Below are 25,329 nucleotides of genomic sequence, written 5' to 3'. Positions count from 1 at the left end.
AAAGAGACCGCAACCTGAATCCGTGAGCGAAGCTGCACGACCTCCAAGCGGGCGAGTGAATCGCAACAGCGCGGGCTTCAAAACTGACGCGTCGGGTTAGGAAAAACCAAGGCCTGGCGAGAAAACAACTGCCATCCGTCGCTGCTGCTGTTATGCCAGCACGTCTTTGACAACATGGCCGTGAACGTTGGTCAGGCGGCGTTCCAGGCCGTTGTGATAGAACGTCAGCCGCTCGTGGTTCAGCCCCATCAAATGCAGCAGCGTGGCGTTGAAATCGTAAACGGTGGTTTTATTCACCGTCGCTTTGAATCCGAACTCATCGCTTTCGCCGTAGCTGAACCCCGGTTTGACTCCGGCACCGGCCAGGAAGCAGGTGAAGGCATCGGGGTTGTGGTCGCGGCCGGTCCCATTGGCCTGTAAGAACGGCATCCGCCCAAATTCGGTTGCCCAGACCACCAACGTGTGCTCCAACATGCCGCGCTGTTTCAAATCGGCGATCAATGCCGCCGTCGGTTGATCCATGATCTCGGCTTGCATGGCGTGGGTCTCGGCGATGTTGGCGTGTGAGTCCCAGTTGGTGATTCCGTTGCCGCCGGCCGGATCGCTACCGTTGAACAGTTGCACGACCCGCACACCTTTTTCCAACAGCCGTCGGGCCAGCAGACAGTTTCGGGCATAGTGACCGCGCAGTTCGCTGCCACCTTCGACCCCGTAGGACTTCAACGTTGCCTCGGTTTCACCAGACAGATCCATCACGTTCGGCACGGAGGTTTGCATCCGTCCGGCCAATTCATAACTTGCGATTCGTCCGGCCAAGTTGGCATCACCGGGGTATTGTTCCAAGTGCTTGGCGTTCAATTTCTCTAGCAGATGCGTGGTGGCGCGGTCTGCTTGCGCTGTCAAACGATCGGGACGGTAAAGATTATTGGGCGGATTTTTGGCGGTGAAATCGGTGCCTTGGAATGCCGCTGGCAAAAACCCGTTGCCAAAATTATTTTTGCCACTGCGCGCCAGACCGCGCGGATCATTGATCGCAACGAACGCTGGCAGTTCTTGGTTCTCTGTCCCCAGTGCGTAGGTCACCCAGGATCCGAACGATGGAAATCCTTCCATCGTGAACCCGGTGTTCATAAAGTTTTCGCCCTGCGGGTGCGCGCTGGTGTCGGTTGAAAGCGAGTGAAAGAAACAGAAATCATCGACCTGCTCGGCCAGATGTGGCAACAAGTCGGACACCATTTTTCCGGTCTGGCCGCGCGGTTTGAAATCCCAAAACGGTTTGGCAATGTTTCCGGTGGGGCCTTCGAAAGTGACTTCTGGCATCCCCGGTGGTTTTTGGCCATGCAGCTTTGTCAGTTCGGGTTTGTAGTCGAACGTATCGATGTGACTGACCGCGCCCGGCAAATAAATCATCAGCACCTGTTTGGCCGGCATGTCGAAGTGCGAGGGTCGCTCGGCATAAGGGTTGCCGGGGTCGATGTCTGGACGAATCGGTGCCTGCCCGCCCGCGGTCAGGTGCTCGGGCGAGGCATTCCCCGGTTCATTACCCAACAATCCGTCGGCACTCAGCAGGCTGGTCAGCGCCAATCCGGCGGTGGACAGACCGGCAGTGCCCAGGAAGTTGCGGCGATCCAGAAGGCGACGGCCCTGTGGAGAAAGGCGTTCAGCTTCGTTCATGGTAGAAATGCAAATTCGTTAGAGTTAATCAGGGCACGGCAAACCAGTGACAAATCATTCTCATTGGCCAGTTGCAGACAGGCATCCAGTTCATCCGGGTCGGGGGCTCGGTCCAGCAGCAGTTCGAAACAGCGGCGGATCGACTTCGGCAAATCCCCCGCAGTCGCTTGGCTGGCATGATCCGCGATCAATTGGGACTGTTCGATGACAAAGTCGCTGTTCATCAAATTCAATGCCTGCAGCGGCGTGGTTGAAACGGGACGTTTCGCGCGGACCTGGCCACAATCGGGAAAATCGAATGCGGTAAACAGTTCGTCGTCGACGCGTCGCATCCGTTCTTGATACAGCATGCGTCTCCAAGTATCCGGTCCATGGTTGTTGACGACCTCCCATTGGGCGTACGTCTTTTTCTCGTTGTGAATGCGAAAACTGCGTCCGCCCAGTGACTGGTCGAGCGACTGGGAAGCTTGCAAGATATTGTCACGAATGACTTCGGCTTCCATCCGCCGTGGTGGGAAACGCCATAGCAGCGTCGATCCGGCGTCTGTCGCCAAACCGTGGGGGTTGGGATGGCTGGATTGCCGGAACGCCGATGATAAGACCAGCTTTCGGATCATCGCTTTGATCGACCACGGTTTCGCATCAGCCCCGACTGGCTGAGCAAATTCTGCGGCCATCCAATCGAGTAGTTCAGGGTGCGACGGAGGCGAACCGGCCGCCCCGAAATCACTGGTCGTGGTCACGATCCCATTGCCAAAGATGTGGTGCCAAATTCGATTGACCATCACGCGAGCGGTCAATGGGTTTTCAGAACTGCTAATCCACTGTGCAAATTCGGCCCGGCGCTGCGATCCGGGCGTCTCAGAACTCAGTTCCAAGTCCCCGTCCAAGATCTCTGGACCGGCGGGCATGACTTCGTCACGCGGCGATTCAGGACTGCCACGTAGGAGGACATGGGTGACGGCCGGTCGAATCAAACGGCCAACAAAACTGGGGCGTGGTCCTTGTTCGGCCAGTAGTTCGATCGACTGCTGAATCTCCGCCAAAGCAGCACGACGTTCGGGGTGCTTTTGGTTCAGATCTTTATTGACCGACCAGGTGCCGACCCACGGTTGCCAACTGCCGTCGCTCTGAAGCACATCGACATCGTACTCGTAACGTGGCAGGTAAGGTTTCTTGGTCAGATAATCGGTGTCGTAAAAGTACTCGCGGTTACTGCTCAACCGCAGCCGGTCGATTTGTCGGGGTTGTTCAAAATCTAAACGCACCCATGGACGATCTTCGGAATCTTTCGCTGACTGTGCACGCCAGGTCATCGTGCCAAATTCGCCATCGATCAAACGTTCAATCGGAAAACGACCATCAAGACCTTTCTCGGGCTGTCCACTGACAAGAGTGCCCTGTTGTTGATGCGCCAAGTTGACGTTGCGTTCGTCGGGACCAAAGACTTGCAGTTCGTCCAAGCCGACGTTGGTCATTTTGAATCGAAGTCGAATCGAACGCGTGGTCACGGGCGGGAAGTGTAATTCCCGGAACGCTCCCCAATCTTCTTCCCAGCCACCGGTTTCACGCAGCAATTGGCGTTGCTCGGCAATTTGTTTCCGCAATGCCTCCCCGCGTATGCGGCGCGGATGATCGGATCCAAATTCCGGAAATCGACTGCCGAATTCGATGTCTTCGAATACCGCCGTCATCGAGTAGTAATCTTTGATCGTGATCGGATCAAATTTGTGATTGTGACATCGGGCACAGCCGACCGTGATTCCCATCATCGAAGCGCCAACCGTTTGCATGATTTCGTCTAGCCGGTCGGCGCGGGCTTGTCGAATGGCCGTGGGTTCGCGGCCGACGGTGGCCGCTGGAACGTGCGGACCGGCGACCAAGAAGCCGGTTGCTTCGCCGGCCCCCATTGAATCACCCGCGATTTGTTCACGAACAAACTGGTCATAAGGCATGTCATTGTTGAACGCACGGACCACATAGTCGCGATAGATCCAGGCGTTCTTGCGATACAGGTTGGCTTCGGAGCCGTTCGTTTCGGCCCAGCGAATCACATCCAGCCAATGTTGGGCCCAGCGTTCGCCGAAGTGAGGCGATTGCAACAGCCGATCCACAAGCGACTGGTAGGTTTCGTCGGGGGCCTGCGCAAACGCGTCGATGAACGTTTGCGTCTGCTGCGGGGTCGGGGCGAGTCCCGTCAGTACGATCGAGACGCGCCGGATCAAATCACGTGGCTCGGCAGGCTTAGAAAAAGAAAGCTGTTTCTGGTTAAGCTTCCGCAGCAGGAACGCATCGATCTCATTTCGCGGCACGGCCAGCGAGTTGCCGTAGGAATCGGTGATCGGAAAATCCACGCCGGCTTGCGGGACCGACGGTCGTTGAACACTTTGAAACGACCAATGATCGGAGGTGACTTTGGCAATCTCCTGCATCTGTCCCGGCCAGACCGCGCCCTGCTGGATCCATCGCGTCAGCAACTCGATTTCTGATTCGGGTAGCTTGTCATCGTCCGGCGGCATCTCCATCCCGGATTCGGCATGATTGACCAAGTCCAGCAGGTAGCTCTTGGACGGCTTGCCAGGCACCACCGCTGCAAACCCGGAATCCCCACCGCGCAAGAGGCTTGCCCGTTGGTCCAAACGTAGACCCGACTCCTGTTCATCTTCCCCATGACAATACGAGCAGCGCTCTTCAAAAATCGGTGCGATGTCGCGTTCAAAATCAACCGTCTCGGCAGCAGAAACGGTGGTGATGGCCAACAGCACCGCGACAGTCGCGGCGTTCGGCAGAAGCAAACGAACCATGCTAGATGTCATCCTCAGGTGTAGTGATCGCTGGCGATTGGATCGCGGGCTGTGTTCAGGATTTGGGAAGTGCTTGCTGCCATCCGGCATCGAGCTGTTCGACCAGTGAACGCACAAGGTCGGGATGGTTTTCGGCAATGTTGTTGGTTTCTTTTGGATCGGTCTGGTGATCGTAGAGTTCAACGAATAGCGGATCGGATTGGGCATCTCGCTGGTCGCGCCACACGACCAATCGATAGCGATCGGTGCGCAATGCATATCCCATCAAATGTTGTTCAAACAATTCTCGGTCCCAGCGGTCGCCCTGCTGATCGATGATCCGTTGTTCGACCTGTTCGATCAGGGGACCAAAGAATGTCTCACGCATTCCCTGTGACAATGGATTGGCTGCCCATTCACGAAGTGCGGGACTGGGGAATTGACTAAACGCTGCTGACTTCCAGGGCTGGTTGGGGTGATCGAGCAAGGCCGCAAAACTGTGGCCTTCGACATGTTCTGGGATCGGCAGACCGGCCAAATCGCATAACGTCGGATACATGTCAACCAATTCCACCAAGGCATCGGTGGTTTGCCCGTGCGTCTTCATTTTGGGCGTCCAGATAATCAGTGGCACCCGGGTCGCGATTTCATAGTTGGTGGCTTTTCCCCACACCCCCATGTCGCCCAGGTGCCAGCCATGGTCGCTCCACACGATGATGATCGTGTTGTCACGCAAACCGGCCTGTTCAACAGCGGCAATCATTTGACCGATCTGCGCGTCGACGTAACTGACGCATGCCAAATAAGCATGCTTTAGAGTGATGGCCAGCTCGGTATCGATCGGACCCAATTTGGGGATTCCCTGGCGAACACGAAGCTCGAACGAAGGGTGCAGGCCGATCGCAGCGCCGTGACGCGGGGCTTCGGTTTGCGTCGCCAATTCAATTTTGCCTCGGTCGTACAGGTCCCAGTAGCGTTTCGGTGAATTCCAATTCAGATGCGGTTTCTGAAAGCCCAACGCCAAAAAAAACGGCTTATCCCCGGACTCTGCCATCTCGTTTAACGTCGCGATCGCAAGCTGGGTGTTGTAGCCATCGATGTAGGCATGGTCGGCAACGTCCGCAGATTCGTAGGCGGGTCCGTTGCCCAGGCCACGTCGAGCCGCTTCGCCATATTTGGCCAGCATCTCACGCATGTTCTGCGACCTGATGCGATTGTTTTCGTCAAGTGCATAGCCGCCCGTTGGCTTCTTGATGCCGTCCAACTTCTTGACCGGATTGCGGCTCCATGAATGGGCTTCATCGGTATCGCCGTGGTGAAAGACTTTGCCACAGTAAACCGTCTCGTACCCGTGTTTGATGAAATGTTCCGGCAACGTGACGATATTCGGTTTCAGATCCCGCAGCCCGATGTAGTTGTGCGTGATTCCAGTCGTGTCAGGACGAGCACCTGTCATCAGACTGGCGCGCGAGGGTCGGCAAATGGCTTGTTGACAGTAGGCTCGTTCAAACAGCAACCCTTCGCCTGCCAGTTTGTCCAGGTTCGGAGAAATGGCCAGGTTTGAACCGTAACAGCCGAGCTCTGGACGCAAGTCGTCGATCGCGATGAACAACACATTCGGTTTTTCGGCGGCATCTGTCTCTGCTGCGTACCTGCCGCACGCGCCCACAAGCGGAACCACAGCGGCAATCAAAAAGTGTTTCAAGTTCATCAATGATCAGGGGTGGAAGGAACGATGATTGTCGGTCGTACAGCACGATGCGTGAGTGAGTGGATTTGTCGGGACGGGTTGGCTAGACGCGTGAAAATTGGAATTGGGCGTTAATCGAAACCTGTCCCGTTACGGGCTGTTGAGTTAGTAACCCGACGCGTCCGTTTTGAAGCCAACGCTTTTGCGTGGGGCATTGTTTCTTGTTAACCCGACGCGTCAGCGAGGGATCCCGTTAACACCCTAAATCCCTCTCTGACGCGTCGGGTTACCATAAAAACGCCGGCTTACGGGGCACGACTAAATCAATATCCGATTGGTTTTCCTTGTTCGTACAATGAGTGGATTTCTGTGGCTGGTAATGCGGCGTTGAAAATGGCGAGTTCGTCGATGGTCCCGTTCAGATTGCGAACGGCGAACCAAGGTGTTTGACGAAACGGTTGCCCCCAGTTGCCGATTTCAGCGGGGCCGATGCGAAGTGTGTCGATATGAAATCGTTCGACGATCGCTTGGTTGGCAACTTGCTCTCCATTGACATACTGCGTCACCCGTTGATTGGCGGGGTCGTAGACCGCAGCGATATGAAACCACTGACCGCTTTTGGAGACGTCCCAGATCGGTTCGGTAAAATAGACGCGGTGCAGACCGGCATCGCGGACCACACCCTCGTCAAAACGACTGGAGACACGGATGTCTTGAGTGTCATCGACCATCACCGAAAACATCAGTCGCCCGTCATCGCGAATTTGCCAGTGTGGTTCACCGTTTTCGTAGCCATCAGCCATAAACAGCGCGTTGTAGACGTGGTCCAGGCTATCGATCCGAGCCCAACAGGTGAATGTGAAGGCTTGGAATTCGCCATCAATCCGTGTTCGTACTCGGGCCGCCGGGCGATCAAATTCCAATCCAGCCGAAATCGGACCAAAACGGCCATTGGTCCGTTCCACCGGTCCAACCAATTTGCCATCTCTTGATTTTCCACTAACCGCCACGTTGTGAACCACTCGCCCGGTCTGGGACTCGGAAATTGGATAGTAGGCAATCAATCGCGGATCGTTGCGGAGCGCGGACGAGCTGCTTTTCCATTGCTCAAATCGCTCTGCGGTGGCGTTTTCACTTCGCTTCTTCAGATCGTTGATGGTGCTCAAATCTTGCAGCGAATCGGGGTCGGACTCGATGCCACTTAGCCAACGTCGCTGACCGGTTACTAGATGATTGCCGTCGTGTTGACCGCCACGCAATTTGACTTCGCCGTCGATGACTTCGACCCGAGCGTTGTCGGCCCCCACCTCCAGCGCAAACTCGGTCCCCAAGTCAATGATTTCGGAGTCCGCAGCTTTGACGACAAACCCACGTGCCGCCGGTGGCACATTCGCTCGCAATCGCCCATGGATCACCCGTAGCGACCAATCGGATTCCAAATCGAGTGTGGCCGGGCCTTCGACGATCAGCGTCGCCCCACAAAAAAAATCAATTTCCGCCACACCAGCATCAAACTGCAACAGCCCCTGGGGCAACACATCGCCGTCCCGATAGAGAGCTGATCCGTCGGACCATTTCAAATCAATCGATTGCCGCAAGGTCGCATGCCCGGCAAGCTTTTGCTCGGTTCCCAAGGTTTCCGCACCAGCCAACGGGGAATCCTGATGCGCGACCCGACGCTCATTGCCCAGCAAGTAGCCGGTGACACCAACGGCAACCAAGACCGCGGTTGCCAGTGCCCACCCGGCCAATGCCCAACCGGTCAGTGCACGCCCCGTTGCAGAACGCCCGGACCAGGCGTGACTGCGATTGCTGTCGGCCGGTGCTGGTGTTTGAACTTGAACGGGCAATTCGCCCGTCTCCAACGACGCGCCGTACACATCACCGGGATAGATCGCACACAACGCTTCGTGGTTGTCCAGCAATTCGTTGTACTCTGCCAACGCTTCCGGCGAACTGGCCAGCAAGTCGTCCAACTGTGCGGCCTGCTGAGTCGTCAATTGGCCATCGATCAACAGATTGACCAACTGCAGCAGTTCTTTGTGAAACAGATTGCTCATGCGGACACCTCGCTGCCAAGCCCGGATCGAACACAGATCGCGAGTTGTTTTCGAACCCGAGAGAGACGCATTGAAATCGCATCGACGGACTTTGCCAGGCCGTTGGCAATCGCCGCGATCGGCTCGCCGTCCCGATAGCGTTGCTGGATCAATTCTCGATCGTCGCTGCGAAGACGTTGCAAACAGCCGCGGAGCACTGAAATTCGATCATCGACCGAATCGATCTCGTGATCGGGATGGCGATCGAGCAACTCCTGGACTTTGTCGGAAAACACCAATCGTCCGCTGCTCGCTGACTTGCGATACGCCATGACTTGGAATTTGGCGATCGTGAAAGCCCAGGCTGTAAAACTGGATCCCTGTTGGAATTCATCGGCCTTGCGACACAAAATCAAATTGGTCCGCTGCAACACTTCCAGCGTCTGCTCCCGATCGGCCAATCGTTTCAGGATAAATCCGTACAACCGAGGCTGGATGGCTGTGATTTCCATCGCCAAATTCTCGGGGCCGTCAAATCGGTCAGGATTGGATTGCGTCGTCATGTTCACGTTGATAGTCCGAGTGGCGTCAACCTAACGGAAAAAATTAAAATTTCTGTGTTTGCTTTCGGGCGTCGGGCTGTGCATTTGTCGGGCTGTGCATTTGAACGCCCAGCATCCAGGGGGACGGAATGCACGCCCCGGTGTGCTACAAATAGCACTCTGATTTCATCAGATGTTTCCCCGCTTCGTTGCTGCAACCGGATGAAAAGCCCTTCATGATTCCTGAATTATCCGAGAAAACCAATGCGTTGGTGGTCTCGTACATCGGAATTCGTCGTGCGATCGGGATGAGTGGATTTTTGCTGCCGATCGTATTAGGGCCGGGTGGTTGGTTGTTGTTCGGAATTCCATTTCAAGACAACATCAGCAGCTACTATCACACCCCAATGCGTGATGTGTTCGTCGCGGGGCTCTGTGCAATCGGGACGTTCCTGTACTGCTACCGCGGCTACGACTGGATCGAGAACTGGACGGCCAATCTGGGCAGTCTGTCGGCGTTTGGGATCGCTCTGTTTCCGCTCGATGCCAACAGTGATCCACTGTTTCAGCGATCGCTGGTTGGCTATTTGCATTCGTTCAGCGGCGGGGTCTTCTTTTTGACATTCGCGTTTTACTCGCTGTATCACTTTCCCAAATCCAAGGGGCCTGATCATCGGCCGGAACCGCGGGAAACTCAACGTAATTTTGTTTATCGCAGCAGCGGACTGGTGATCCTGTTGAGCATGGCGGCGATGGGTGCGTATCTGTTCTTGCTGCCGGCGGATTGGAAACGAACGTTGAATCGATACAACTTTCTATTCTGGATGGAATGGATCGCCGTCTGGGCGTTTGCATCGGCCTGGTTGACCAAAGGCCGAACGATCATTGCAGAAATCGCAGTGGACCTGCTGGCCATACCACAGGACCTGTTGGCCAAACGAGAACGCTCCGAATCAACCCACCAATGAATACTGTAACCGGCCTCCGGGAGGCCGGTGTCCGCTGTTGATATCCGCTGGTTTCACGGCGAATCAAATCACTTTGACACGCAATGTTTCGACCATTGCCGCGTACAGGGCCGGCAGAACGTACAGCGTCAGGATGGTGGTCAAGAGCAATCCGGAAATCATGCACCAGGCCAATCCGGTCCACAGCGGACCACCGCTGATTGCCAATGGGATCAAACCACCGACCGTTGTCGCGGTGGTCAAAAAGATCGGCAGCATGCGTTGTTTGCCGGCATCGATCAGGCATTGATGAAATTCCTCGCGGCTAAGCCCGACCGCGGTTTCATCAGCAGCGGCGCGATGAGAGCGCTGAGCGATCAAGATGTCAGCAAATTCGACAAAGATGATCGCGGTGTTCAGCACGATGCCGAACAGCGCCAGAATCCCTAACTGGGGCATGAAACCGAGTGAGTTGTTGGTCAATGAAAGTCCCACCCAAGCGCCCACCAAAGCCATCGGTAGCGTGCACAGAATCATCATCGGTTTCGACCATCCGTTGTACTGAACGATCAAACAGATCACGATCAACACGAACGAGGCGAGAAACGAAAGCATCATTTGGCCGCCCGATTCCTGACTTTCTTCAAACGCACCTCCGGTTTCGATCCAGTATCCGCTCGGCAACGAAGCCTTCAAATCTGTCATTTCCGGCGAGTTTAAAACGCGTTTCACAACGTCGTTTCCTGTCGCCCCGGGGTACATTCGCGACGAGACTTCGATGACGCGATTCATGTCGCGACGTTGGATTTTTTCAGGCTCCCATGAAAAACGGAAATCAGCCAACGTCGACAGCGGCACCTTCCCCTTGTCACCTTCGACGAATGATTCCTGCAGGCCTCGGATCGATGTTCGCCCCTCGGGACGCAAGCGGAAAAAGATCGGGACTTGGTGGTCGCCTTCGCGAAAGGTGGTCAACTGCAACCCGGAATAATAGGAGTTGAGTGTCTTGGCAATCTGGTTGTTGGTGATTCCGGCCAGCGTCGCACGGTCCTTGTCCACGTCGACTTGGATCTGGTACCCATCGACACCCCATGAATCATTCACGTTCCATGTTTCGGGTTGTGTTTTGACGAGTCGTTTGACGCGATTGCTGATCTCTCGCAATCGCGCGGTGTCGGCAAAGCCGCTGCCCAAAATGCGAAACACCAATGGATCCGCCGGCGGGCCGAGTGCCAGTTTCAGCGGGACGACACGGGCACCCACGATCGGATCAATCTGCAAATCGCGATCCCCGCGCTGGCAAACCGAGCGCAGTTGGTTCACATAGTCAGCGGTGTAACGGCCATCGGTGGTGCGGACCAGGATTTCGGCATAATTTCGCGATGGCGGCTCGGGATCCCAGGCCAACGCCCAACGCGATCCACCGCCGCCGACCATCGTCCGCATCGCGCGTAAACGCTGCGGTTTTTGATTGTATTGCGGCTGGCCGTCGGCAACCGGGCTGAGTTTGCGAATCACATCTTCGACCTGCTTCGCGATCGCATCGGTTTGGGCAATCGTCGCCGTTTCGGGCAACTGAATTTTGACGGCAAACTGATCTCGCGACGCTTCGGGAAAGAATTCCGAACTCACCGGGAGCGACATCAACGCCACACAGAACACAAGGGTCAGCAGCAGCGTCAACCACTTCCAGCGCACCGCAATGCCTGCGGTGACAGCGTACCAGCGTTGCAGCAGATTGTCCGAAGAAGTGACAGTGCCGATGGCATGGCTGTGATCATGCGTTCGGCCGTTTCGCCGCAATCGTTTTCCCAGCCAACTCGCCAGCGGAGTCAACCCACGCACCACCGGCGACGCCGGCGCGTCGGACTGGGGTGCGCGGATGAACATACCGGCTAGAATCACGCACAACGTCATCGCCAACAACCAGCTCAGCGCCAGCGTCGTCGACACGGTCACCGGCAAACTGTAGACGTATTCTTTGCCGCCACCTTTGAGCATGAACATCATCGGCAAAAAAGCGGCGACGGTTGTCAGCGTCCCAACCAACATCGGAACCGCCAACGTGTTGGCGCCCTCGATCGCCGCCGGAAAGGGTTTCATGCCGGCGATCTGATTGGTCCTGGCTTGATCACAAACCTGGACGGCATTGTCGACCAATAATCCCAGCGAAATGATGATGGCTGCCAGCGAAATCTGTTCCAGTTGGACACCCAGCATCGCGATCAAGCCGACCGAGGAGATCACGACGACGGGAATATTGGCCGCCATCACAAACGAAGTGCGAAAGCCGACGACCAAGTAGACGACGACGACGACGATCAAAATGGCTTCGATGACGTTGATGATTACATCGCTGATTTTCGCCTGAACGTTCTCCGATTGATCCGAGACCGCTGTCACGGTGATGTCCGGTGGCAATTGTTGTTCGATCATCGACAGTTCGTTGACGCGCTGTTTTGCCGCTTCACAAATCTGGATGATGTTGGAACCGGATCGCATCGTGACAGCCACCATCACCGCCGGTGACGACGAGTTGATGTCGCCATATCGACACAGATACTGCGGTGGGTCTTCGTAACCACGGGTGACCGTCAACCCAAGATCCGACAGATAGACATTGTTGCCGTCATCGCTGTCGCCGCGGCCACGAACCACACTGGCGATCTGTTTGATTTGGTCGATGGCGTCAAATTCGCCGCCCGGTTTGACACTGTAGTGACCGGCATCGGTCGAAATCTGGCCACCCGGCTGAATGATATTTCGCTGTGAAGCCAATCGTTCCAGTTCGTTGGTGGTCAACGATTGTTGAGACCAGTTGGCGAGGTCAGTTTCGATGTAAACCGCTTCGTCCTGAACTCCAAATTTTTCAACTTTCGCAACCCCGGGAAGCAGTCGCAGTGCGTCCTCGATGGTTTCCGCAAACACCTCCAGCTCGCGCGGCGAGTAGCGATCTTCCTCGCGCACCACACTGCGCCCATGCACCGGCGTCTGATGTGTCGCAAGCAGGAGCACCGCAGTGTCACCAAATTCGTCGTTGACGATCGGTTTGATCGTGTCCTCCGGCATTTTCGCCAACGAGACTCGGGCGCGAACTTTATCCCAGACGTTCTGGATCTCCGCCGGGGCGATTTCATCATTGAGTTCGACAAAGACGGTCGACTGGCCGGTTCGCGTGGTCGAGCGAACGGTTTCGACTTCCTCAAGGCTGATCAATTGTTGTTCGATCTTATCCGTGACCAATTCTTCGACCTTCATCGCCGGCGCTCCCGGCCAGCGGGTCGAAACGACGCAGACACGAATCGTAAACTCAGGGTCCTCGCGACGAGGCATCGAAAAAAATGCGATCGTTCCCCAGACCATCATCAGCACGACCAGTGAGATGACGATCGGTTTGTATTTCACCGCCCAGGCAGCCAAATTCATGATCGGTCACCCCGCTGAATCGAAATCGGCTCGCCGTCGTCTAGAAAATGCACCCCTTCGACCACGATCTGTGTGTCGCTAGAAAACTGCTCGCTGTCCATCGGCAGGATTTGAATCACCGACCCGGTGTCCAAGTCATCGCCGATGACCACACGAACGGGAGTTTTGGATGCAATTGTTTGATCGCCTTGTGCATCGACGACAAACACAAACGCCGAACCGGCATCTTGATAGACCGCATCGACCGGTACGAAATAGCCCTGATCAAGCGACTGGCTGGACAGATTGACCTGGACCAGATCGCCAGGACGAAGCATCCACTGTGGTCCCGAATCAAACACCAACGACGTCTGATCCCAAAGCTGGCGATCGTCGTCTGGAAATTCTAACTGGCCGGCCAACAGACACCGTGGCGATGGCGCGTCGCCAACGAACTTGACCTGGCGAAAGACCCAATTTCCCAAATACGGTATCCGTAAATCGAGCAATTCGACTTTGCGTTTCTCAAGTTTGACCAAGTCCGGTATCGGTTCTCCTTTGGATGCATTGCTCATCAGCCAAACGTACGATCCATCGGTGGTTGTTTCGATCGCATCTTCTTCGACCAGCTGCGTGTCGTCGGCAACACCAATGATTGAATTGATCTGCAGCGGCCAGACATCTTGCGTCCGGGCGACATGACAACCGGCTAAATCATCGGGCAACGGTGGACGCGCCTGCTGGTTCAAGATCAGCAACGTCACGCTAAAGGTGCGCGTCGCTGGGTCGGCGCTCGGGTCGACCACATAGACCAGTGCCGAGTCGTTAACGGGCTGTTGGTTGTGGCCGACAAACGTGACCGGGACCTGTTGGCGGCGCTGCAATCGCCGTGATTGTTCCGCCGAGACTTCGATCTGGACTTTGATCGGATCCATCATCTGCAGCGTGAGGACAGGGGCACCCGCGGTGACAACGCTGCCCGGAACCACATCGACGCTGGAGATTTGACCGCGGTAGGCTGCGTAGAGCGTGGTGTTGGCAAGGTCGCGCTGCGCATCACGCAACGTTTGCCGGGCGCTTTCGACGCGTGCCTGGGCAGATTTCAGTTCTGCTGCCGATTGTTTCAATGTCGATTCGAGTGAACTGATCCGCGCCGACCGAGTCGTCATGCGGTTGGCGGCCGCGTCGTATTGCGACGCGGAAATCGCGTTTTTCAGCTTCAGTTTTTCGGCGCGCTCAAAATCAATCTTTGCCAGTTCCAAGTCCGACTTGGCGGATTCGAGATCAGCCGGAATGGATTCGGTCATTCGGATCGATGCGACTTCGACCTCGAGTGTAGCGACATCCAACGCCGCCTTGGCCGATTCGACTGCCACCTCGTAGCGTTCGGGATCAATCTTTGCCAGCGGCGTGCCCTGCGAGATCAAGCGTCCCTCGGCGTCTTCGACACGCCCGAACACATTTTCCCCGGGTTCCAAAACCCATTGGATTCGGCCAGGGATTTCGAAGCCGATCGCTTCGGTTTTCCACGATTTGACGCTGCCCGAAACCAGATAGGAAGAATCCGGCTCGCTCTGCTGCAACGTCATGGTGGTCACCGCGCGAGGCGGTTTGGGCGGATACACTGGATCGCGATTGCCGCATCCGATCATGGCTAGTGCCATCAACAGGCAACTCAATTGTTTCATCCATTCGTCCCGCAGTTGGCTGACCTTGCTTGCAACTAAACTACACCGTACAGTGTACCACTGCAGCAAGAAAGTAAACCGTGCGGTGTAAATTTGAGCAAGAGCAACGTGGCAACTTCCGGAAAAAAAGAGCGAATCAGCGACCGCAAGCGGCGTGCAATCTTGCAGGCGGCGGTCAGCGAATTTCGCTCTCGCGGATTCGACAACACCAGCATGGATCAGATCGCCGAGACCGCCAACGTGTCCAAACGGACGGTCTACAACCATTTTCCCAGCAAAGAAGATTTGTTTTCCGCGATCATGCAGCAGCTGGTTTGCTGCGCAGACGTGATTGTGGAATTTGAGTACCAAACCGGCGTTTCACTCGAGCATCAGCTGACGGCGATTGCAACGCAAATCGTCGACACGGTCGGCGACGATCATTTCCAGAATTTGGCGCGGGTGGTGATGTCGCGAATGATGACGGCGCCAGAATTGGGCGAGGTTTTGACGCAGCAAACCGGCAAGATTGACCGCCACCTGGCGGATTGGTTGACGGCGGCGCATCGCGACAAACAGTTGCGAGTGCCACAGGCCGAGGTGGCGGCGGAGCAACTGGTGGGCTTGCTATTGTCGTACGCCTTTTGGCCGCGACTGATCGGCGTCACCAAACAGATCCACCGCACACCGCCAAAAAAATACATCAAAGAGTGCGTGACGATGTTTTTGAAAGCGCATTGCCGTTGATCGAAAGATCCCGATCGAGCGATCGGCCCGTCAACTGCTAGGCAGATGCTTCGCTGTTATTGTCGGTGTCGTTGCTGGCCAAGTCACCAGGCGCCGCAGCATCTGACGAGACAGAGTCCGGCACTGCCGGGTCGAGCACAGCAGGGTCGAGTACAGCGCGGATGTCACCGGGCGTCAGGTGTGGGCTGGCGTCCAAATTGTCAGCGTCCATCAGCATGGCGACGCGCTGCATGGTGGCCAGGATCTGCAGACGCTCCCATTCTTCCAACGACGAAAGAGAATTGCGAAAGCGGTCTTGCAGCAGTGATGGCGACGCTTCCAAGATCGCTTGTCCCTTGTCAGTGATACTGACAAGCACCGATCGACGATCATCCGGACTGGGCTGGCGATCGATCAGCAGTCGCCGCTCCAAGCGTTTCAGGATCCCCGTCACCGTGGCTTGACTGAGATGCACCGCTCGAGCCAGCGAGGTCGGCGACGTCGGCCCCAACCGCTTGGCTTCCTGTAGCACTGCCAGTTGCGGCCCGGTCATGCCATGGACATCGAACAACTGCCGAGAATGTAGATCGACCGCGCGTATGATCTGGCGTATTGCGGCGACAATCTGATCTTCATGAGAAAGCAATGAAACACATTCCTGACAAAATCGAAGGGAGAACACGTCACCCATAGGGCACAGTGATTGGGCTACCTGAGCAAAAGACCAGGTGGTGCTTGCGGTCGCCATTCTGACCGAGATCGCTGGTCAGGGGAACTCTGCAGCGAGGTTTACTTTCGACACAAAGCACTTTCTGTTACCCTGTAGCAGCGTCGTCCACCCGCCCAATGCCCCCCAAATGAGGAATCCACAGAGTGACTGCTCCCAACGATTCGCTGCTCGACTATAAACCACAGGACTACGGGCATGACCCCACCGAAGTGCGACACACGGACAAATACACGGACGAATACGTACGTGGATTTGTCGAAAAATGGGACGAATTGATCGACTGGGATCAGCGTTGGGAGGCAGAGGGCGATTTTTTCATCGAACAACTTCGCTCGCGTGGTGTGAAACGGGTACTGGACGTTGCGACCGGCACCGGATTCCACTCGGCCCGCTTAATCGAAGCCGGATTTGACGTGGTCAGTGCAGACGGCAGCCCCTACATGCTGGCCAGGGCGTTTGAAAATGGTCGTCGTCGCGGTCATGTGCTGCGGACGGTGCAGGCCGATTGGCGGTGGTTAAACCGAGACGTCTACGGACGGTTTGATGCTGTGATCTGTCTGGGGAACTCCTTCACGCACCTGTTCAGCGAGCGTGATCGGCGGAAAACACTTGCCGAGTTTTATTCGGCCCTGGTACACGACGGCGTGCTCATTCTGGACCAGAGAAATTACGATTCGATCTTGGATAATGGTTTCAGCTCAAAGCACAAATACTACTACTGCGGCGAAAAGGTTTCTGCCGAACCGGAGCATATGGACGAGGGGCTGGCCCGGTTTCAATACGCGTTTGCCGATGGGTCGGTGTACCACCTGAACATGTTCCCGCTGCGCAAGGAGTACACGCGAGGGCTGATGCGCGAAGTCGGTTTCCAGTCGATCGAAACCTATGGCGATTTCATGGAGACCTATCACGACGACCATCCGGACTTTTTCGTGCACGTTGCGTCCAAGCTGTACGAGAAGGACGGCGAGGGCGATGCAGCAGACAGCGATAGCAGCGGAGGCCAAGCATGAGCGCGATGACCCCCGCGACTCAGACCGCGCGCGACTATTACAACAGTGACGATGCGGACCGGTTTTACGCTCAAGTATGGGGCGGCGAAGACATCCATGTCGGCATGTACCAATCGCTCGAGGAACCGATCAAGCAAGCGAGCCGCCGCACAGTCGACCACCTGGGTGATCGCTTGGCAGCCGGTGATTTCAGCCGCAGTCATCTGAGCGAAGATTTGAGCTGTGACTTAAGTGGCATCAACACCGATTCGGTCGTATTGGATATCGGTTCGGGGTACGGGGGCGCAGCGCGACGATTGGTGGAACGATTTGGTTGTCGGGTGATTTGCGTGAACCTGGCAGAAGCCGAGAACAAGCGGAACCGGGAACTCAACCAACAGGCCGGCACGGGCGATCGGATCGAAGTGATCGATGGCAGTTTCGAAGCCTTGCCGGTCGACGATGAGTCCGTCGATTTCGTCTGGTCACAAGACGCCATTTTGCATTCCGGAGATCGGCGACAGGTGCTAGCGGAGGTCGATCGAGTGCTGCGTCCGGGCGGGCGTTTCGTATTCACCGATCCGATGCAAAGCGACAGCTGTCCCGACGGTGTGCTGGATCCCATCCTGGCTCGGATTCATCTGCCCGATTTTGGATCGCCAGATTTCTATCGCTCCGCTGCCGCTGAACTGGGGTGGAAAGACATGGAATTCGAAGACCACACCCATCAATTGGTCAACCATTACACGCGTGTCTTGCAGACCACAGAGCAACAGGAGTCGGAATTATTGAAAACGATTTCTGACGACTACTTGCAACAGATGAAGCAGGGTCTGCGCCGCTGGATCGACGGGGGCAACCGTGGCTATTTGTCGTGGGGCGTCTTTCTATTCGCAAAACCGACGCGCGAGTGCCTATGAGTGAATCGGTTGACAGGATGCCTTGTTACCGACTGGGGCGTCATTTTGAGATGCACCCGGTCGTGTTTCCAGCCGCGGCAGTGATTGTTGCTGGACTGGTCGCGATGTGTTTTGTGGTGCCCGGTGAAACCCTGCAATCAACCCTGCTCGGCGTTCGTGATTGGATCGGCGATCGATTCGGTTGGCTGTATGTGGCGTCGATGTCTGGTTTTTTACTGTTCTCAGTTTGGCTGGCACTGGGGCGCTATGGCCGCGTTCGTTTGGGACGCGACGACGAGCAACCGGAATTCAGCAGCCTGTCATGGTTCGCGATGCTGTTTAGTGCAGGCATGGGAATCGGATTGCTGTTTTTCAGTGTGGCCGAACCGATCTATCATTTCCAATCACCGCCGCCGGGGTTCGCCGATGGATTGGACGCGTCGCGGCTATCGATGGCGGCGACGATTTTCCATTGGGGCCTGCATCCGTGGGCGCTCTACGCCGTCGTCGGCCTGGGCCTGGCGTATTTCGGTTTTCGCCGCCAGATGCCACTCAGTTTTCGCTCCTTGCTGCATCCGATTCTGGGTGACCGTGTTTGGGGGCGAACTGGTGACGTGATCGACGTGCTGTCGATTCTTGCGACCTTGATGGGGGTGGCGACATCACTTGGGATCGGCGCCCAACAGGTCAATGCGGGGTTATCATTCTTATTTGGGATCCCCAGCGGTCAGGGGACCCAGGTGATGCTGATTGCGGCAATCACGGCGATGGCGACGGTGTCCGTGGTGCTCGGATTGGACGCCGGAATTCGCCGATTGAGTGAATTGAACATTGCACTGGCAGCGGCGTTGATGTTACTGGTGGTGCTCGGCGGTGGCGTCGTCGCGTTTTTATCGGCCTCGGTCGAAAACTTTGGCGCCTATTTGCAAGTCTTGCCGTTCAATTCGTTTCGCACGGGAGCGTTTAGCAGCGAAAGTCGAGACTGGGTCAGCAGTTGGACGGTGTTCTACTGGGCGTGGTGGATCAGCTGGTCGCCCTTTGTTGGTATGTTCATTGCACGAGTGTCGCGCGGGCGTACCATTCGAGAATTCATTGGCGGCGTGGTCTTGGTGCCCACCGTCGTCGCTGTGTTGTGGTTAACGGCGTTCGGGACGGCCACTTTGCGTCAACACACGGCAATTCGCCAGGAAGTGACTGGCAACGGCTCCACCGAGTCATTGCCGAGCTTTTGGGTTGGTCAATTTGACAGAGATGGTAAACTAGTTCGTAACGACGACGGAAGTTATGCACGCAAAGAAAAATCGCTGACAGCGGTAGAGTACTTGCAGGCAGCCGTCGTGACACCGGGCGGTCAGACCAGGATAGATACTTTACCAACGGTTCTGTTTGTTCTGTTGGACGAGCTTTTCCAATCGCAGTGGTTGGTCAAGCTTGGGGTCGGGATTGCCACGCTGTGCATCGTGTTGTTCTTTGTGACATCCTCCGATTCCGCATCGATGGTGATCGATATGATTGCCTCGGGTGGCAATCCGGATCCACCGATGGGCACGCGCCTGTTTTGGGCGATTGCCGAAGGATTGGTGGCAGCGGCATTGCTGTATGCTGGCGGATTGGAGGCACTGCAGGCTGCCGCGATCACGGCGGCGTTGCCGTTTGTGATTGTGTTGATCATGGCCTGCTGTGGGCTGGTCGTTGCCCTGGCCAATGAAGCCGCGGCGATCAAGACGACCGGCAAAGTGATGGCCGAGGAGATCTCGGTCAAAAATGATGCGGCCGGCAATGCGGCCGCAAAGATTCGTGTTAACTCGTAGAAGGGAGATACAAAATGGATTGGAATATGGGATCAGATCAAGAAGGTGGACTGAAGACTTATGAAATTAAGCAAATCGATAGCCATGGTGACATGGTGTCGTCTGTTCAAGTCGACGCCGAAAGTGGAGAATCAGCAGCGAAGCAGTTGCAACAAGTTGCCGATGGCGCCGAAAGCATCAAGGTTTGTTTGGACGGCAATGTGATGAATGAAATGGGCGTTGATTACTGGCTCAAACGAGTCCGCCGACGATAGGAAAAGATTGTTTGCGCTTGGCTGTTCTCTTTCTCGTTATTCTTGCGTTTCAGGCGTCGTCTGTTGACGCTGAAGGTCCGTCCGCTGCCGATTCACAGACTGACTTGCAGTCTGTGAATCAGTCTGGGGTCCAATTCGAGCAATCCGAATTCGACAACATCCAGGAAGGCTATTTAACGCTTCGCTGGAATGACGTGCCAACCGCCGTTGAGTATCGGTTACACAGTGACCAGATATACAGTGACCAGATACACAGTGACCGGGGTGTGACGCAGTACCGTGGCCCGCTACCGGAAGCCTTTGTTTCGGGACTGGCCGATGGCACGTATCTTTTCTCCGTCGATGCCATCGATGACGCTGGCCAGGTGATCGCGTCCACCTTGAATCCCGCGACCGTGCATGTCAAACACTGGTCGTTGCGATTCGCTTTGGCGCTGGCCGGGTGCGGCCTGGTCGTTTTCTTGGCCATCATGGCGTTGATCGCCAAAGGTGCTGTCATGGCCCGTGGAGAAAACGACGCATGAACACGTGTGAAGTGTCGCCCCTGTTGGCACAAGGCACCATCCTTAGCCCCACCGCGGGCTACCTGATGCTGGCTATTTTCAGCGTGCTCTGGATCGCACTGGGAATTTGGTGGGGCCGTCGCGCGCAATCCTATGACGGATTCGCTGTTGCCGGTCGCAACGTCGGACTGGCACTGGCAACCGCGACTGCGGTCGCAACTTGGATCACATCCAACACCACCATGCTGGCCCCGCAGTTTGCCTTGCAGCTAGGGATCTGGGGTGCGCTGGCCTATTCAACTGCCAGTTTCGGATTGTTTGCGTTTGCGCCGATGAGCGGACGGATCCGCCAGTTGATGCCCAAGGGGTACACCGCGGTGGAATTTGTTCGCCGCCGCTACGGCCGGATCGGATCGATCCCGTTTCTATTGATTTCGCTGTTCTACGCGATGACCTGGTTGATCTCGATGGCGATGGCCGGCGGTAAACTGCTGAACGTGTTGTCTGGAATTCCCTACGAAGTCGGCATGTCGGTGGTCGTTGGCGTCTGCGTTCTCTACACGCTGTTCGGTGGCATGTATGCCGTGATTGGAACCGACTTCATCCAAAGCATCATCATCTTGATCGGATTGGTGGTGGTTGCGATCGCGGTGTTGTTGCACGTGGACATCGCCGAGGTGCACCACCGATTGGAAACCGAACGCCCGATGTTGCTGTCGGTCTTGTTCCCCGCGGCATTGATGGCATTGTTCAATAACATGCTGTTCGGATTTGGCGAGATTTTTCACAGTAATGTGTGGTGGAGTCGCGCGTTTGCGATGCGCGAGGGGGTCGGGCCCAAAGCGTACGCCCTGGGCGGATTGCTCTGGTTGCCGGTTCCGATTGTGGCTGGTTTTTTAGGCTTGGCTGCACCCGCACTGGGCATCGGCATCAGCCAACCGGACACCGCCGGGCCACTGGTCGCAGCAACTTTACTGGGCACCGGCGGCGCGCTGCTGGTCTTTGTCGTGGTGTTTTGTTCGCTAGCGTCCAGCATCGACAGCCTGCTTGCTGCGACGTCGGACTTATTGGTCAACGATGTGGTCGAGCGATCAGTACGGCGTCCGCTGTCGGATCAAGACAAACGCAAGCTATCGATGTACTGCATCATCGCACTGGGCGGCGTGGCGTGGGCGGTGGCTTGGCCCAACATCGGTACGTTGGCCACGGTGCTATTTTTTGCAGGGCCGCTGGTGGGCAGTTGTATTTGGCCGATTGTGGGTGGCTTGTATCTAAAAACACCCGGCCCGGTTGCCGCCGGATCGGCAATGATCATCGGCAGTGCGCTGGGATTGGTTGCCTATTTTGCCATCGGCTGGTTTGTAGCATCGCTGGTGGGAGCCGCAGTTTCCGGCATTGTATTTGCGGTGGTGACATTGGCGTCGCCCAATCAATTTGATTTTAGCCTGCTATCCGAGCCGAGTGACCGAATCGGATCACTCGACGAATCCAACACAGGAATGTCTTGATGTTAATCTTTCCTGTCTGGCTGGTTCAGTTCCTGGTGATCGGTGGTCTCGCGCTTTGTGGTGCGGGAGCGGTGGCGCTGATCGTGTTTTTGATCGTCGACAAACGGTCAAAGCAAGTCTGGTAATCCTTTTTTCAATGAAAAATGCACAACAGGTCGCCGTCGCACTGACCGAAAACGCGACGAATTCGAAAGGCCGGCGGCTCGACCCGCAACGGTTAATCGATTTCACCGATGGAAAACTTGATCGCGAAGCATTGGAGGCTTTGGCCGGTCAATCGATCCTGCACCCCCGCCAGTTTGATCGGCGAACGGTGGTCGCCATCGCCCAGTTTGCGGCGCGGCTTGAGACACGTGTGGTCGAATTCGACAAACCCTTGGACGGAAAGATCGCCATCACGGCCTTTTTCGAAGCCAGTACACGAACGCGACTGTCATTCGAAAGCGCGATGATGCGATTGGATGGAAAAGTCCTTTCGGTGCCGGACGGCCAGGTCACGGGGATTGCCAAGGGCGAAACGCTGGCCGACATCGGCGAGATGTTCAACACCTATGGGGATGTCGTGATCATGCGGCATCCTGACACCAATTGTTTAGACGAGATTCAAAAGAATCTGCAACGCCCATTGATCAACGCCGGTAACGGCAGCGGACATCATCCGACCCAGGCGTTGATCGATTGGTATGCGTTATTGAAATGGCGCCCGGAACTGTGTAGCCCCGATTGCCCACCGGATCGTCGCATCCACTTGGGCATCATCGGAACACCGGGATCGATGCGGGCGGTCAAAAGTTTCTTTCGCTTGTCGCTGATGTTCACCGGGGCGGTTTCCAAAATCACGTTGGTTTCTGAGATGGCCGATCCGGTCGGATTGGACCTGACCGGGCCGATGGAGGAGTCGCCGATTCCGATTGAGATCACCAATGATGTTCAAGATGTGATTTCACAACTAGATGTCGTGTACGTCAACTCGATCGCGTTCTTGGGCGACAGCTATCGCAATTTGGATGGCCGTTACAAATTGGAAATGGCCAGCGGGATGAAACCCGAGGCGGTCGTGTTACATCCGCTTGCGCGTAACGATGAACTCTCGGAAGACTTGGACGAAACCCAGCACAACCTGTATTTCGCTCAAGCCGCCGGTGCTGTCTTCATCCGACAAGCCGTCTTGGTATCCGTGCTTCAGCGGTTAGACCGAATCAAAGATCTTTAAACTCCAATTGCGAAACACCCATGTGCGGAATCACTGGATTCTGGAATCCATCACGAACCAACGAACGAGAACTGCGGTTCACCCTGGACCAAATGCTCGATGTTCTGGACCACCGCGGTCCCGATGATCGCGGCAGTCGGTTGTTCGTCGATCAAGGCCTGGCGCTCGGTCACACACGTCTTTCGATCATCGGACTCAGCCACGGTCATCAGCCGATCGAGACAGATGACGGAGATTATGCGGTCACGGTGAACGGCGAACTGTACGGTTACAAACGCGTCCGAACGCAATTGGCATGTGAGTCACTGCTGTGCAACGGCAAAAGCGATAGCGCGATCACATTGCCGTTGTACTTGAAACACGGGCTGCAGTTCGTCGATCAATTGCGAGGCGAGTTTGCCATTGTCTTGTACGACCATCGCGAGAAGCGATTGATCCTGATCCGCGACCGCTTCGGCGTCAAACCGCTGTACTACAGCGTGAACTCCGGAGGAATCGTCTGGGGGTCAGAGGTCAAATCGATCCTGCAACACCCCGACGTCACCCCAAAGTTGTGCCCGAAAGCTGCAATCCACCAAATGATGCAAGTCATGGTACCGGGTACGACAGCGTTTGAAGGCGTCAACGCTTTGATGCCCGGTCATATGTTGATCGTCCAGCAGCGCGACGGCCGCTTGGAAACAACCACACAGCGCTGGTGGGATTTAGAATTCCCACAGTCGCATGACCCCAACCCGGATCCGGCTGAATACGTTCAAGGCGTTCAGGACCGATTGATCGATGCCGTCGCAATGCGGTTGGAAGCCGACGTTCCAGTGGGTTGTTATCTTTCCGGCGGCATCGACAGCTGTTCGATTCTGGGACTGGCAACCACGCTGCAACAATCGCCGATCAAAGCATTCACGATCGCGTTTGACAACGCAGCCTATGACGAATCGCATATCGCCAAACTGATGGCCGAGCGTACCGGAGCCGAACAGGAATTGCTGTTGCTGACCGAAAAAGAATTGTATGGTCCGGCATTCGAACGCGCCACCTGGCACGCCGAGCGGACGTTCTACAACACGCTGGCGGTTGCCAAATGGCACATGAGTCGCCGGGTACGGGCATGTAACTACAAAGCGGTGATCACCGGTGAAGGGTCCGATGAATTGTTCGGCGGCTATCCGTTTTTCAAACAGGACTGGCTAGGGCGCGATGACGAGGAAAGCATCTTTGCCGGCGCCCTATTGGCGGAAAAAGATCTCCAGCACCCGGATTGGCAGGATTTGTGTGGGTTCACGCCCTCATGGATCCAGCCCTGGATGATGACGCTCCAGCGCGTCAAACCCTTGTTGACCGATCAGATGCGAGATCTGTTGAACGACTATGATCCGGTCGGCGAAGTCGCGCGTGCAATTGATCCCGCCCAAGTCCGCGGCAGACATCGGTTGGATATTTCCCAGTACAGCTGGTGCAAGACCATGCTGGAGGGACAGATCCTGACCTGGGGCGGCGACCGCATGGACATGGCCAACAGCATGGAAGCCCGCCCGGCGTTTTTGGATCACCATGTTGCTGAGTACGCCGTGACCATTCCACCAGAAGTTCGCATTCGCGACGGCGTTGAAAAGTGGGTGCTGCGTGAGGCGATGGTCAACGTGTTGCCAAAAGAACTGTATGAGCGCAAAAAGTTTGCCTTTATGGCGCCTCCGGCCCACACCGATCCGGTTAAACGCAACGCGATTCAGGAAATGATGGATCACTGGTTGACCGCCGACCGAATGTCGACGGTCGGCATCCTTGATTCAACGAAGTTTGGCAGTTTCATCGACCAGGCTTGGCAGGAGACCGATGGTACGATTTCACGTCGAAACGACATCGTCATGAATCATGCGCTGCAGATCCATATGCTGCACGGACAATACGTCGAGGGTTTACCACTGCCGGCTGTGGATTAGGGATCA

Annotated in this window: 19 protein-coding genes; 11 read left to right on the top strand and 8 right to left on the bottom strand. The window is 56.0% G+C overall.

The window, feature by feature from the left end; all coding sequences use genetic code 11:
• Nucleotides 1-150: 150 nt before the first annotated feature.
• The 5 genes from NHH03_RS07650 to NHH03_RS07630 all read right to left on the bottom strand — a co-directional run bounded on the left by NHH03_RS07650 (nt 151) and on the right by NHH03_RS07630 (nt 8,749).
• Complete coding sequence (locus NHH03_RS07650) at nt 151-1,674, bottom strand: DUF1501 domain-containing protein (RefSeq protein ID WP_253155176.1); 1,524 nt, start codon at nt 1,672-1,674, stop codon at nt 151-153.
• Nucleotides 1,671-4,478, bottom strand: a complete 2,808-nt coding sequence (locus NHH03_RS07645) for a PSD1 and planctomycete cytochrome C domain-containing protein (protein ID WP_253155175.1) — start codon at nt 4,476-4,478, stop codon at nt 1,671-1,673. The genes NHH03_RS07650 and NHH03_RS07645 overlap by 4 nt, the downstream gene beginning before the upstream one ends.
• A 55-nt stretch (nt 4,479-4,533) precedes the next feature.
• Entirely contained in the window at nt 4,534-6,168 is a 1,635-nt protein-coding gene (locus NHH03_RS07640) for a sulfatase (protein WP_253155174.1), read from the bottom strand.
• A 302-nt stretch (nt 6,169-6,470) separates the two neighbouring features.
• Nucleotides 6,471-8,207: a LamG-like jellyroll fold domain-containing protein gene (locus tag NHH03_RS07635; RefSeq protein WP_253155173.1), complete on the bottom strand. Its 1,737-nt coding sequence runs from the start codon at nt 8,205-8,207 to the stop codon at nt 6,471-6,473.
• Complete coding sequence (locus NHH03_RS07630; protein WP_253155172.1) at nt 8,204-8,749, bottom strand: sigma-70 family RNA polymerase sigma factor; 546 nt, start codon at nt 8,747-8,749, stop codon at nt 8,204-8,206. Before NHH03_RS07630 ends, NHH03_RS07635 begins: the two co-directional genes overlap by 4 nt.
• A 215-nt stretch (nt 8,750-8,964) precedes the next feature.
• Here NHH03_RS07630 and NHH03_RS07625 point away from each other — a divergent pair, with 215 nt between their 5' ends.
• The gene (locus tag NHH03_RS07625; protein WP_253155171.1) at nt 8,965-9,696 is read left to right on the top strand and encodes a hypothetical protein; all 732 of its coding nucleotides are present in this window, start codon (nt 8,965-8,967) and stop codon (nt 9,694-9,696) included.
• Between the two features lie 63 nt (nt 9,697-9,759).
• Here the strand turns inward: NHH03_RS07625 and NHH03_RS07620 are convergent, their stop codons facing one another.
• Both NHH03_RS07620 and NHH03_RS07615 read right to left on the bottom strand, forming a co-directional pair.
• The gene (locus tag NHH03_RS07620; protein ID WP_253155170.1) at nt 9,760-13,101 is read right to left on the bottom strand and encodes an efflux RND transporter permease subunit; all 3,342 of its coding nucleotides are present in this window, start codon (nt 13,099-13,101) and stop codon (nt 9,760-9,762) included.
• On the bottom strand, nt 13,098-14,768 hold the full coding sequence (locus tag NHH03_RS07615; RefSeq protein ID WP_253155169.1) for an efflux RND transporter periplasmic adaptor subunit: 1,671 nt from the start codon (nt 14,766-14,768) through the stop codon (nt 13,098-13,100). Before NHH03_RS07615 ends, NHH03_RS07620 begins: the two co-directional genes overlap by 4 nt.
• A 108-nt stretch (nt 14,769-14,876) precedes the next feature.
• On the opposite strand from NHH03_RS07615, the gene NHH03_RS07610 reads away from it, so the two are divergent.
• Nucleotides 14,877-15,494, top strand: coding sequence for a TetR/AcrR family transcriptional regulator (locus tag NHH03_RS07610; RefSeq protein WP_253155168.1), 618 nt, complete (start codon nt 14,877-14,879; stop codon nt 15,492-15,494).
• A gap of 37 nt (nt 15,495-15,531) precedes the next feature.
• Here NHH03_RS07610 and NHH03_RS07605 read toward each other — a convergent pair whose 3' ends face one another.
• Nucleotides 15,532-16,119: a MarR family winged helix-turn-helix transcriptional regulator gene (locus NHH03_RS07605; protein WP_253155167.1), complete on the bottom strand. Its 588-nt coding sequence runs from the start codon at nt 16,117-16,119 to the stop codon at nt 15,532-15,534.
• A 227-nt stretch (nt 16,120-16,346) separates the two neighbouring features.
• Between NHH03_RS07605 and NHH03_RS07600 the strand changes: the two genes are divergently transcribed.
• The 9 genes from NHH03_RS07600 to asnB all read left to right on the top strand — a co-directional run bounded on the left by NHH03_RS07600 (nt 16,347) and on the right by asnB (nt 25,323).
• Complete coding sequence (locus tag NHH03_RS07600) at nt 16,347-17,216, top strand: glycine/sarcosine N-methyltransferase (protein WP_253155166.1); 870 nt, start codon at nt 16,347-16,349, stop codon at nt 17,214-17,216.
• On the top strand, nt 17,213-18,115 hold the full coding sequence (locus NHH03_RS07595) for a class I SAM-dependent methyltransferase (RefSeq protein ID WP_253155165.1): 903 nt from the start codon (nt 17,213-17,215) through the stop codon (nt 18,113-18,115). The genes NHH03_RS07600 and NHH03_RS07595 overlap by 4 nt, the downstream gene beginning before the upstream one ends.
• 17 nt (nt 18,116-18,132) lie before the next feature.
• The gene (locus NHH03_RS07590; RefSeq protein ID WP_253155164.1) at nt 18,133-19,905 is read left to right on the top strand and encodes a BCCT family transporter; all 1,773 of its coding nucleotides are present in this window, start codon (nt 18,133-18,135) and stop codon (nt 19,903-19,905) included.
• A 26-nt stretch (nt 19,906-19,931) separates the two neighbouring features.
• The gene (locus tag NHH03_RS07585) at nt 19,932-20,159 is read left to right on the top strand and encodes a hypothetical protein (RefSeq protein WP_253155163.1); all 228 of its coding nucleotides are present in this window, start codon (nt 19,932-19,934) and stop codon (nt 20,157-20,159) included.
• Nucleotides 20,160-20,272: 113 nt separating this feature from the next.
• Nucleotides 20,273-20,683, top strand: a complete 411-nt coding sequence (locus tag NHH03_RS07580) for a hypothetical protein (protein WP_253155162.1) — start codon at nt 20,273-20,275, stop codon at nt 20,681-20,683.
• Complete coding sequence (locus NHH03_RS07575) at nt 20,680-22,170, top strand: sodium:solute symporter family transporter (protein WP_253155161.1); 1,491 nt, start codon at nt 20,680-20,682, stop codon at nt 22,168-22,170. The genes NHH03_RS07580 and NHH03_RS07575 overlap by 4 nt, the downstream gene beginning before the upstream one ends.
• Entirely contained in the window at nt 22,170-22,295 is a 126-nt protein-coding gene (locus NHH03_RS27870; protein ID WP_261364140.1) for a hypothetical protein, read from the top strand. Before NHH03_RS07575 ends, NHH03_RS27870 begins: the two co-directional genes overlap by 1 nt.
• Nucleotides 22,296-22,306: 11 nt before the next feature.
• Entirely contained in the window at nt 22,307-23,383 is a 1,077-nt protein-coding gene (locus NHH03_RS07570) for an aspartate/ornithine carbamoyltransferase family protein (RefSeq protein ID WP_253155160.1), read from the top strand.
• A gap of 20 nt (nt 23,384-23,403) precedes the next feature.
• Nucleotides 23,404-25,323: an asparagine synthase (glutamine-hydrolyzing) gene (gene asnB, locus NHH03_RS07565; protein WP_253155159.1), complete on the top strand. Its 1,920-nt coding sequence runs from the start codon at nt 23,404-23,406 to the stop codon at nt 25,321-25,323.
• Nucleotides 25,324-25,329 lie beyond the last annotated feature (6 nt).

Origin of the sequence: Stieleria tagensis, assembly GCF_024129865.1 — a bacterium.
In the GTDB taxonomy this organism is placed as follows: Bacteria; Planctomycetota; Planctomycetia; order Pirellulales; family Pirellulaceae; genus Stieleria; species Stieleria tagensis.
This window is presented reverse-complemented; position numbering and strand designations above follow the sequence as displayed.

What these genes read in the sequence shown, in the direction of transcription:
- NHH03_RS07650 (WP_253155176.1), bottom strand. Translation starts at nt 1,674, where the DNA reads ATGAACGAAGCTGAACGCCTTTCTCCACAGGGCCGTCGCCTTCTGGAT.
- NHH03_RS07645 (WP_253155175.1), bottom strand. Translation starts at nt 4,478, where the DNA reads ATGGTTCGTTTGCTTCTGCCGAACGCCGCGACTGTCGCGGTGCTGTTG.
- NHH03_RS07640 (WP_253155174.1), bottom strand. Translation starts at nt 6,168, where the DNA reads ATGAACTTGAAACACTTTTTGATTGCCGCTGTGGTTCCGCTTGTGGGC.
- NHH03_RS07635 (WP_253155173.1), bottom strand. Translation starts at nt 8,207, where the DNA reads ATGAGCAATCTGTTTCACAAAGAACTGCTGCAGTTGGTCAATCTGTTG.
- NHH03_RS07630 (WP_253155172.1), bottom strand. Translation starts at nt 8,749, where the DNA reads ATGACGACGCAATCCAATCCTGACCGATTTGACGGCCCCGAGAATTTG.
- NHH03_RS07625 (WP_253155171.1), top strand. Translation starts at nt 8,965, where the DNA reads ATGATTCCTGAATTATCCGAGAAAACCAATGCGTTGGTGGTCTCGTAC.
- NHH03_RS07620 (WP_253155170.1), bottom strand. Translation starts at nt 13,101, where the DNA reads ATGAATTTGGCTGCCTGGGCGGTGAAATACAAACCGATCGTCATCTCA.
- NHH03_RS07615 (WP_253155169.1), bottom strand. Translation starts at nt 14,768, where the DNA reads ATGAAACAATTGAGTTGCCTGTTGATGGCACTAGCCATGATCGGATGC.
- NHH03_RS07595 (WP_253155165.1), top strand. Translation starts at nt 17,213, where the DNA reads ATGAGCGCGATGACCCCCGCGACTCAGACCGCGCGCGACTATTACAAC.
- NHH03_RS07590 (WP_253155164.1), top strand. Translation starts at nt 18,133, where the DNA reads ATGCCTTGTTACCGACTGGGGCGTCATTTTGAGATGCACCCGGTCGTG.
- NHH03_RS07585 (WP_253155163.1), top strand. Translation starts at nt 19,932, where the DNA reads ATGGGATCAGATCAAGAAGGTGGACTGAAGACTTATGAAATTAAGCAA.
- NHH03_RS07575 (WP_253155161.1), top strand. Translation starts at nt 20,680, where the DNA reads ATGAACACGTGTGAAGTGTCGCCCCTGTTGGCACAAGGCACCATCCTT.
- NHH03_RS27870 (WP_261364140.1), top strand. Translation starts at nt 22,170, where the DNA reads ATGTTAATCTTTCCTGTCTGGCTGGTTCAGTTCCTGGTGATCGGTGGT.
- NHH03_RS07570 (WP_253155160.1), top strand. Translation starts at nt 22,307, where the DNA reads ATGAAAAATGCACAACAGGTCGCCGTCGCACTGACCGAAAACGCGACG.
- asnB (WP_253155159.1), top strand. Translation starts at nt 23,404, where the DNA reads ATGTGCGGAATCACTGGATTCTGGAATCCATCACGAACCAACGAACGA.